Origin of the sequence: Nocardia sp. NPDC005978 (assembly GCF_040614455.1) — a bacterium.
GTDB lineage: Bacteria > Actinomycetota > Actinomycetes > Mycobacteriales > Mycobacteriaceae > Nocardia.
Window position 1 is genome coordinate 1 of record NZ_JBEXUS010000188.1, and the last position, 8,719, is coordinate 8,719.

Annotated in this window: 8 protein-coding genes and 1 riboswitch; of the genes, 4 read left to right on the top strand and 4 right to left on the bottom strand. The window is 69.0% G+C overall.

All coding sequences use genetic code 11. The features are described from left to right. Positions 1-38: 38 nt before the first annotated feature. The 3 genes from ABZ319_RS39215 to ABZ319_RS39225 are packed head-to-tail and all read right to left on the bottom strand — an operon-like array spanning position 39 to position 1,647. Positions 39-1,001, bottom strand: coding sequence for an NAD(P)-dependent alcohol dehydrogenase (locus ABZ319_RS39215; RefSeq protein WP_354991662.1), 963 nt, complete (start codon positions 999-1,001; stop codon positions 39-41). Beyond that, on the bottom strand, positions 998-1,207 hold the full coding sequence (locus ABZ319_RS39220) for a helix-turn-helix transcriptional regulator (RefSeq protein WP_354991663.1): 210 nt from the start codon (positions 1,205-1,207) through the stop codon (positions 998-1,000). Before ABZ319_RS39220 ends, ABZ319_RS39215 begins: the two co-directional genes overlap by 4 nt. 14 nt (positions 1,208-1,221) lie before the next feature. Then, positions 1,222-1,647 carry a hypothetical protein gene (locus ABZ319_RS39225; RefSeq protein WP_354991664.1) on the bottom strand — a complete coding sequence of 142 codons (426 nt, stop codon included), beginning with the start codon at positions 1,645-1,647 and terminating at the stop codon, positions 1,222-1,224. Positions 1,648-2,109: 462 nt separating this feature from the next. On the opposite strand from ABZ319_RS39225, the gene ABZ319_RS39230 reads away from it, so the two are divergent. The 4 genes from ABZ319_RS39230 (at position 2,110) to ABZ319_RS39245 (ending at position 5,367) form a co-directional block, all read left to right on the top strand. Further along, positions 2,110-2,655 carry an HNH endonuclease gene (locus tag ABZ319_RS39230; RefSeq protein ID WP_354991665.1) on the top strand — a complete coding sequence of 182 codons (546 nt, stop codon included), beginning with the start codon at positions 2,110-2,112 and terminating at the stop codon, positions 2,653-2,655. A 60-nt stretch (positions 2,656-2,715) separates the two neighbouring features. Further along, a complete protein-coding gene (locus tag ABZ319_RS39235) occupies positions 2,716-2,988 on the top strand; it encodes a WhiB family transcriptional regulator (RefSeq protein WP_354991669.1) in 273 nt (90 codons plus the stop codon). A gap of 261 nt (positions 2,989-3,249) precedes the next feature. After that, a complete protein-coding gene (locus ABZ319_RS39240) occupies positions 3,250-4,854 on the top strand; it encodes a substrate-binding domain-containing protein (protein WP_354991666.1) in 1,605 nt (534 codons plus the stop codon). 102 nt (positions 4,855-4,956) lie between these two features. Continuing rightward, the gene (locus tag ABZ319_RS39245) at positions 4,957-5,367 is read left to right on the top strand and encodes a hypothetical protein (RefSeq protein ID WP_354991667.1); all 411 of its coding nucleotides are present in this window, start codon (positions 4,957-4,959) and stop codon (positions 5,365-5,367) included. 118 nt (positions 5,368-5,485) lie between these two features. Here ABZ319_RS39245 and gcvP read toward each other — a convergent pair whose 3' ends face one another. Next, positions 5,486-8,326, bottom strand: a complete 2,841-nt coding sequence (gene gcvP, locus ABZ319_RS39250) for an aminomethyl-transferring glycine dehydrogenase (protein WP_354991668.1) — start codon at positions 8,324-8,326, stop codon at positions 5,486-5,488. A gap of 157 nt (positions 8,327-8,483) precedes the next feature. Further along, positions 8,484-8,601, bottom strand: a riboswitch (glycine riboswitch). Positions 8,602-8,719: the final 118 nt, after the last annotated feature.

The window sequence follows — 8,719 nt, forward strand, 5'->3', positions numbered from 1 at the left end:
GGCCGTCGCGGCCGGGGGATTCGGCGTTCCGGGCCGGGTCAGGAGACCGTCAGCACGACCTTGCCCGCCGGATGCGACCCGGTCAGATAGTCGATCGCCGCGGCGGCGTCGGCCAAGGCGAAGGTGCGATCGATGCGCGGCACCATCGCGCCCGCGGCCGCGAGCTCGCCCACCGCGGCCAGATCCGCCGGATTCGGCAGTGACAGCAGCCCGCACAAACGCTGCTTCACCAGCGGCGAGAGCAGCATCGCGCCCATGCTGCGTTCGGTGCCGCCGAACCAGCGACCGCCGTTCTCGCCGCCGCCGAGTACGACGGTGCCGGTGGGCGTGAGCAGTTCCCGCAGCTGCGACAGCGGCCGGTTGCCGGCCATGTCGAGCACGAGATCGTAGACGCCGGTGAGCTTTTCGCTCGTGTAGTCGATGACCCGCTCGGTCCCGAGCGCGGCCACGAAATCGCGCTTCGCGGCACTGCACACCCCGGTCACATGCGCGCCGTCGTGCACGGCCAATTGCACCGCGAGATGCCCGACCCCACCGCCCGCGCCGATGATCAGCACCCGCTGCCCCGCCGCGATCCGCCCCACGCTTCGCAAACCACGCAACGCCGTCATACCGGAAATGGGTAGCGCCGCCGCCTGCTCGACACTCAGATTCGCGGGTTTGCGCAACAGCTTCTCCGCAGCGGTGCAGGCGAATTCGGCGAACGCTCCGTCCGCGCCGCCGTACACCTCGTCACCGGGCGCGAACTCGGTCACCCCGGGACCGACGGCCGCCACCACGCCCGCCAGATCCCAGCCCCGCACCGGCACCCGGGGGCGGCGCACACCGAGGGCGAGCCGCCCGATCAGCGGCAGACCGGTCATGAGGTGCCAGACGCTCGGGTCGAGCCCGGCCGCGCGCACCCGGACCAGCACCTGACCGGGACCGGCGACCGGCTCGGGGATATCAGCGTAGGAGAGCGCGGCGGTCGTGCCGTACTCGCACTGGATGATGGCTTTCATCTAACTTCTTCCTCCGGATACTCGAACACCGTCTCCAGCGGCGCGCTGAACACCCTGGCGATCTGGAACGCCATCTCCAGCGACGGCGAATACCTGCCCTGCTCGATGGCGATGACCGTCTGCCGGGTCACCCCGATACGATCGGCCAGTTCGGCCTGTGTCATCTCACCGTGCGAAAAACGCAGGGCGCGAATGTTATTGGTCACCCTGGTGGGTTGTTTCACCACGGCTGATACCCCCGCCGGTACGCGATGACCTTGGCCGCGCAGCCCACGATCGCGGACAGTGTGAAGCCGAGATAGATCACGTTCGCGATCCAGAACCGATCGCCGTCGCACAGCGCCAGCGCCAGCGCCCCGATCGCGCCGAGCACCACGAAGGCGTTGCCGGCCTCGCTGCCCATGCGATCGATCTCCCGGTCGCGCTGATCCTTGCGGTCGCCCTCGCGCGAGAGCAGCGCCACGGCGATGGCCGCCACGATGGACACCGCGATCGAGACGCCGATCGCCCACAGCAGGGGCGCGACGTACGCAACCTCGGTGAGCGCCGAATCCCGCGCCCGAATCAGCACAACGACCGCGTAGATCGCATACGACACCGCGGCGGTGATCCCGAGGATCCACGTTCGCTTCTCTTCGAAGGGCATGACTTCAGAGTAAAGAAAACCAGACTTCATGTAAAGAATCTTTGACATTGATGGGCGTCGAACCGCCACCCGGCCGCGATCGTGACCCAACCGTCATTCCGGCCGCCGGAACAAACCCGCCCGTCCGCGCGTTATCAGATCACGGTGGGGGCCACCAAAAAATCACCCGACAACGGCATGTCCGTTGTGTCACCATATGTTTCGACGACGATCGAACCGGCCGGCAACGGCCGTGACCAGCAGGAAGGAGGAGGCGGCAGTGAATCCAGTGTTCTCGGAACGGTATCCGGCGAAGTCGGGCCTACAGCTCGGCGACACGGGCGACAGCGCACGTGAGTTGCACACCGGTATCGGGCGCGACGAGCGCACCGATCAGCGGAATTCCGGTCGCCTCCAGGCGGCGGCGTAAGCCCTCCACTTCCCCCTTTCTGTTCTTCCTCTTCACGAAACATGGTGACCCCCATGCTGTTCCGTCATTCACAAGGTCCGGAGATAACCGCAGACAACTGGATACACCGGGGAGTACTGCTGCTCAACGCCTCCTTCGAGGCGCTGACCGAGATCCGCGCCGAACGCGCCGTGGTGCTGCTGCTGACCGGCAGCGCCGAGCCGGTGGTGGATCACGAGCCGTACTTCCCCATCCGTTCCAAGGATGTCGAGATCGCGCTGCCGGAAACCATCCGGCTGACGCGCTACATCTACCTCGAACATCGGATCCTGGCGCCCGACGACAACAGCCGTGCCACCCTGCCCGCCGTCCTGCGCCGCGACCACTTTCGCTGCGGGTACTGCTCGGGCTGGGCTCGCACCGTCGACCACATCAAGCCGCGCTCGCGTGGCGGCCCGAACACCTGGGCCAACCTGATCGCCGCGTGCGGACCCTGCAACACGACCAAGGCGGACCGGACCCCCGAGGAGGCCGGGATGCGCCTGCTCTGGGAGCCCAAGGCCCCCAACGACATAGCCCGCCGACAGCGTCAGGTCTGGAAGGACCTGGCGGCCTCGTAGGGCCCGATGAAGAAGAAATCAGCAAAGGCGTGATCGGAGCGAAAGGAGCGAGATCCGATGATGACCAACACCACCACCCTGGCGGAGGAGCCGACCCTGGCCGATCTGCTCCCCATCTCCGACTCGAAGAACTACTGGCAGCATGCCGCCTGCCAGGGTGATCCCAACCATGAGGCGTGGTTTCCGTACCCGTCGCAGGACTTCGAGTACGCCCGCGCGATCTGCGACACCTGCCCGATCCGCCGCGACTGCGGCGCGTTCGCGGCGCGCACCGGCCAGTCCGGCGTGTGGGGCGGGCACGAGTACGACCGCGGGAACATGATCCGCGAGTGATCCGCGGAACCGGCGGCCGCGTCCGGCACTTTCGGTGCCCGGGCGCGGCCGCCGCGTCGTGTCCGGAGTCACCCGCCCGCTACCGCCGCGGCCCGATCCGGCAATCCGGTGGCACGGTGTTCCGCACCACTTCCGCGCGACCGCCACAGACCCAGGTCAGGGCCAATTTTCCGGGACCATAGACTGGCGCGCGTGGGTACTCATCGCGCCGCGGGACGGTCACGAGGTGTCAGTAAAGGACCGGTTGTCGCAGTGGTAGCGGTGATCGTCTTAGCGCTCGCCGTGGTCGGCTGGGCGTGGCTACAGCAGCGTGCGGAGAATCGCGACAACGCCGCGGCCGCCGCCTGCGTCGAGGGCACCGCCACCCTGAACGTGACCGTAGACCCCGAGATCGCGGCTCCGGTGCAGGCCGCGGCGGACCGCTTCAACGCGACGAATCCGCAGGTCCGCGACCATTGCGCGGAGGTGGCGGTGAACCCGCGGCCGACCGCGGCCGTGGTCGCCTCCTTCACCTCGGGCGCACCCTGGAACCGAGATCTCGGACCGCAACCGGGTCTGTGGATCCCCGATTCCGCCCGGTCGATCGAGCTCATGCGGGTGCCCGGCCTGATCGCGGGCACACCCGCGCCCATCGCGGTGAGCCCGATCGCGCTCGCGGTGCCGGACGAACTGCGCCGCGCCCTGGAGGCGGCCCCGGTGAACTGGGCGGATCTGCCGCGCCTGCAACAGGGCTCGCTCGGCGACATCGGCCTCGACGGCTGGGGCGGGCTGAAGCTGGCGCTGCCGCCCGGGGACAGCGCGCTGGCCGTGGCCGCGGCCGTGGGCTCCGGCGTCTCGGGCACCGACCCACTGGACGACAAGGCCGTGGCCGCGGGTCAGGTGGTCTCGGCGATCTCCCTGCTCGCCGCCGGCGCGCCCGCGGCGGCCGACACCGGCGCCGCGCTGACCGAATTGGCCGCGGCCGCCGATGCGGGGGCGGCGGTACACGCGGTGCCCGCCACCGAACAGCAGATCAGAACCAAGGCCCCGCTCACCGCGTTCCGGCCGGCCGGCAACGGCCCGGTGCACGACTATCCGGCGGCCCAGATCAGCGGCAACTGGCTGGATCAGTCGCAGAAGCTGGCCGCGACGCTGTTCGCCGACTTCCTGCGCGCACCCGAGCAGTCGAAGCTGTTCACCGACAACGGTTTCGGGGCCGCTCCCCCGGCGACCGCCCCCGCACCGCCCAAGGCCGTGCTGGAACAGGTGAACAAGATCGTGGCGCATCCGGTGCTCGGGGTGAGCGCCACGGTGCTGCTGGACATCTCGGCGTCGATGTCCACCCAGGAGGGCGGGGCCACCCGCCTGGCCACCGCGATCGCCGCGCTGGGGTCCACCACCCAGGTGATGCCGCCGGAATTCGGCCTGGGCGTATGGGCCTACGCCAAGAACGTGGACGGCGAGACCCCGTACCGCGTGGTCACCCCGGTCGCGCCGCTGACCGCCGACCAGCGCGCGGCCCTGACCCGGGGGCTGGCCGGGGTCACCCCGGGCACCTCGAAAACCGATCGCGCCTACCCGACCCTGCAGGCCGCCTACCGCAACGCCGTCGCCGATTACGCGAAGGCGCGCACCAATTCGATCCTGCTCATCACCGACGGACCCGATGACGACTCCCCCGTCACCGGGGAGAAGCTGCTGGCCGAACTGGCCGCGGCCGCCGATCCAGCGAAACCGGTGCGGGTGGACGTGATCGTCATCGGCGGTGCGGGAACGCAGACATTGCAAACTCTGAGCGAACGAACGGGAGGTACCTATACCAAGGTGCCGACCACCAATGATCTGGCCTTCGGTACCGCCATGGTGAAGGCCCTGACCACACCCTGATCCACGTCCGGCCGGATTGCGGACAGGTCGCGGCCGGATACCACTCGCGACACGATCTCCACACTGCAACATGTGCTAGCAAACAAGTGGCATATTCGGCACATGACACACAATGCGGAAACCGGGAACTCGGTCAAGCAGGGCTTCGCGGCGGGCACCTCCATCGCGGCGGGCATTCTGCTCATGGTCATCGGTGTTTTGTCGATCCTGCAGGGCATCTCCGCCGTCGCGGCGGACGATCTGCTGGTCATCAACTCGGGCTACGTCTACGAATTCAACACCACCGCGTGGGGCTGGATTCACATCATCATGGGCGCCCTCGAGGTCATCGTGGCGATCGGCCTGATCGCGGGCAGAGACTGGGCCCGCGTGATCGCCATCATCCTGGCGGCGTTCTCGATCATCGAGAACTTCCTGTCCATGCCCTACTACCCGGCGTGGTCGCTGCTGATCATCGCCCTGAACGTCGTCGTCATCTGGGCCATCGCGACCTGGAAGCCGTCGGCCGCCTGACGCAGCACGCGCCGCGTCGACGGCACAGCGCCCCACCGGTTCCGGGAACCGATGGGGCGCTGCGTTTTTCGTGATCGGCGTCTTTCGCGATCGGCTCGGGCGCGCAGGCCCGAAACATCTACTCCGCGTACGAGTCCAGCGGCGGGCAGGAGCAGACCAGGTTGCGGTCGCCGTACGCGCCGTCGATGCGCCGCACCGAGGGCCACACCTTGGCCCGCGCGCCGTGCAGGCCCTGCGGGTAGACCGCGGTCTCCCGGCTGTACGGGTGCTCCCACTCCCCGACCAGGCACTGGGCGGTGTGCGGGGCCCCGCGCAGCGGGTTGTCCTCGACCGGCCACACGCCCGCCTCGACCTGATCGATCTCACCCTTGATGGCGATCATGGCGTCGATGAACGCGTCGATCTCCTCGAGATTCTCGCTCTCGGTCGGCTCCACCATGAGGGTGCCCGCCACCGGGAAGCTCATGGTCGGGGCGTGGAAGCCGTAGTCCGCCAGGCGCTTGGCCACGTCGTCGACGGTGACGCCGGTGCGCTTGGTGATCTCGCGCAGGTCCAGGATGCACTCGTGCGCGACCATGCCGTTGTCGCCGGTGAACAGCACCGGGAAGTGCGGATCCAGGCGGCGCGCAATGTAATTGGCCGAAGCGATGGCGGTGAGCGTGGCCGCGCGCAGCCCGTCCGCGCCCATCATGCGGATGTAGGACCAGGTGATCGGCAGGATCGAGGCCGAGCCGTACTTGGCCGCGGACACCGCGTGCGAACCCGTCTCCAGCGGATCACCGGGCAGGTACTTGGCCAGGTGCTCGCGCACCGCCACCGGGCCGACGCCCGGGCCGCCGCCGCCGTGCGGGATGCAGAAGGTCTTGTGCAGGTTCAGGTGGCTGACGTCGCCGCCGAACTTGCCCGGGCGGGCCAGCCCGACCAGTGCGTTGAGGTTCGCGCCGTCCACGTACACCTGACCGCCCGCGTCGTGCACCATCGCGCAGAGTTCGGCGACCTCGTGCTCGTACACGCCGTGCGTGGACGGGTAGGTGATCATGATGCAGGCCAGCCGCTCGGCGTGGTCGGCGATCTTGGCGCGCAGATCGTCCAGATCCACGTCACCGTTGGCCTTGGTCTTGACGACCTCCACCCGCATACCGACCATGGCCGCCGAGGCGGCGTTGGTGCCGTGCGCGCTCGAGGGGATCAGGCAGGTGTCGCGGTGGGTGTCGCCGCGATCGAGGTGGTACCGGCGAATCGCCAGCAGCCCCGCGTACTCGCCCTGGCTACCGGCGTTGGGCTGCAGGGAGACTCGGTCGTAGCCGGTGACCGCGGAGAGCCAGCCCTCGAGATCCTCGACCAGGCGGATCAGGCCGGGGGCGTCCTCGACGGGCGCGTAGGGGTGCACCTGGTTGAAGCCCGGCCAGGTGATGGATTCCATCTCCGCGGCGGCGTTGAGCTTCATGGTGCAGGAGCCGAGCGGGATCATGCTGCGGTCCAGCGCGATGTCCTTGTCCGAGAGCCCGCGCAGGTAGCGCAGCATGGCGGTCTCGGTGCGGTAGCGCGTGAAGGCCGGGTGGGTCAGGTACTCCGAGGTCCGGTTCTCGATGTGCGGGCGCTGCTTGCCGTGCAGCAGTGCGCCTTCCGGGCCGACGGGGATCTCCGCGCCGAAGCAGTCCAGCACCGCGACCACGTGCGCGTCGGTGGTCGCCTCGTCGCAGGCGATGCCGACGTGATCGCCGTCGACCAGGCGCAGGTTGATCCCGGCGCCCTTGGCCTTGGCGACGATGGACTCCGCGCCGCCGGGCACGCGCACCAGCACGGTGTCGAAGTAGTTCTGGTGCACCACGGCGTCACCGAGCCCGGCGGCCAGCCACTGGGCGTGCCCGTGCACGCGGCGCGCGATCGAGCGCAGCCCGTCCGCGCCGTGGTACGAGGCGTACATGGCGGCCACGATGGCCAGCAGCACCTGGGCGGTGCAGATGTTCGAGGTCGCCTTCTCGCGGCGGATGTGCTGCTCACGAGTCTGCAGCGCGAGGCGGTAGGCGACGTTGTCGTCGGCGTCGACCGAGACGCCGACCAGGCGGCCGGGGAGCTGGCGCGCGTGCGGGGTACGCACGGCCAGGTAGCCCGCGTGCGGTCCGCCGAAGCCGAGCGGGACGCCGAAGCGCTGGGTCGTGCCGAAACAGCAGTCCGCGCCCTGTTCGCCGGGCGGGGTGATGAGGGTCATCGCCAGCAGGTCCGCGCCGACCGCGACCAGTGCGCCACGCGCGTGCGCGGCCTCGATGACCGGGGTCCAGTCCACGATGCGGCCCGAAGCGCCCGGCTGCTGCAGCAGCACGCCGAAGAATTCGCCCTCGGGCAGGGGGCCGTCGGCCAGATCGGCCTCGACGATCTCGATGCCGAGGGGTTCGGCGCGGGTGAACAGCACCGTGCGGGTCTGCGGGAACAGATCGGCGTCGATGAGCAGGCGCTGGGACTTGCTCGAGCGATTCGCGCGCTGCAGCAGCGTCATCGCCTCGGCCGCGGCGGTGGCCTCGTCCAGCATCGACGCGTTGGCCACGTCCATGCCGGTCAGGTCGGAGACCATGGTCTGGAAGTTGAGCAGCGCCTCGAGCCGGCCCTGGCTGATCTCGGGCTGGTACGGGGTGTAGGCGGTGTACCACGCGGGGTTCTCGATGAGGTTGCGCACCAGCACCGGCGGGGTGAGGGTGTCGTAGTAGCCGAGCCCGATCATGGTGGTGGCCACCGTGTTCGAGTTCGCCAGCGCCGCCAGTTCGGCCAGCACCTCGTGCTCGTTCACCGCCGGCGGCAGCACCGCGAGCCCGTTGCCGGTCGCCGCGTCCAGAATGCTGGCGGGCACCGCGCGCGCCGCCAGTTCGTCCAGCGAGGCGACGCCGACGACGGACAGGATGCGCTCGAGTTCGCCGCTGTCGGGTCCGATGTGGCGGTCGGCAAAGGTACGAGTCCAGGTCACGAGGGCTCCAAGGGTGGGCGGGGTCGGCGGTGTGCCGACGGGCTGCTGCCCTCCCCCTCTGTCCTTGGCGCCTGAGAGATTCGGGTTCCGGCCTTGTGGCCGAATCCCTTTCACCATGGGCGGATGGCTCGCGGACCATCACTTTCCAGAGGCGTCGAAACTCCGCACGGTCCCTTGTGCCTGAGAGATTGACGGGGAGGTGCTGCTCCTTCGGCGCCCGGATCCGGCTGCCCCGGACGGGACATCCATACCCGGGGCTCTCCCGCACGGCTGCGACGCACTGCCAAGTCTAAGGGTCGCCGGGTTACGAGAATGTTGCCTGGTCCGGTTTCACAGTCCCGGCGTGTTCGGCATTACTCGGAAACGGCGAACGCGCCACCTTCACGGTGGCGC

What these genes read in the sequence shown, in the direction of transcription:
- ABZ319_RS39215 (WP_354991662.1), bottom strand. Translation starts at nt 1,001, where the DNA reads ATGAAAGCCATCATCCAGTGCGAGTACGGCACGACCGCCGCGCTCTCC.
- ABZ319_RS39235 (WP_354991669.1), top strand. Translation starts at nt 2,716, where the DNA reads ATGACCAACACCACCACCCTGGCGGAGGAGCCGACCCTGGCCGATCTG.
- ABZ319_RS39245 (WP_354991667.1), top strand. Translation starts at nt 4,957, where the DNA reads ATGACACACAATGCGGAAACCGGGAACTCGGTCAAGCAGGGCTTCGCG.
- ABZ319_RS39225 (WP_354991664.1), bottom strand. Translation starts at nt 1,647, where the DNA reads ATGCCCTTCGAAGAGAAGCGAACGTGGATCCTCGGGATCACCGCCGCG.
- ABZ319_RS39230 (WP_354991665.1), top strand. Translation starts at nt 2,110, where the DNA reads ATGCTGTTCCGTCATTCACAAGGTCCGGAGATAACCGCAGACAACTGG.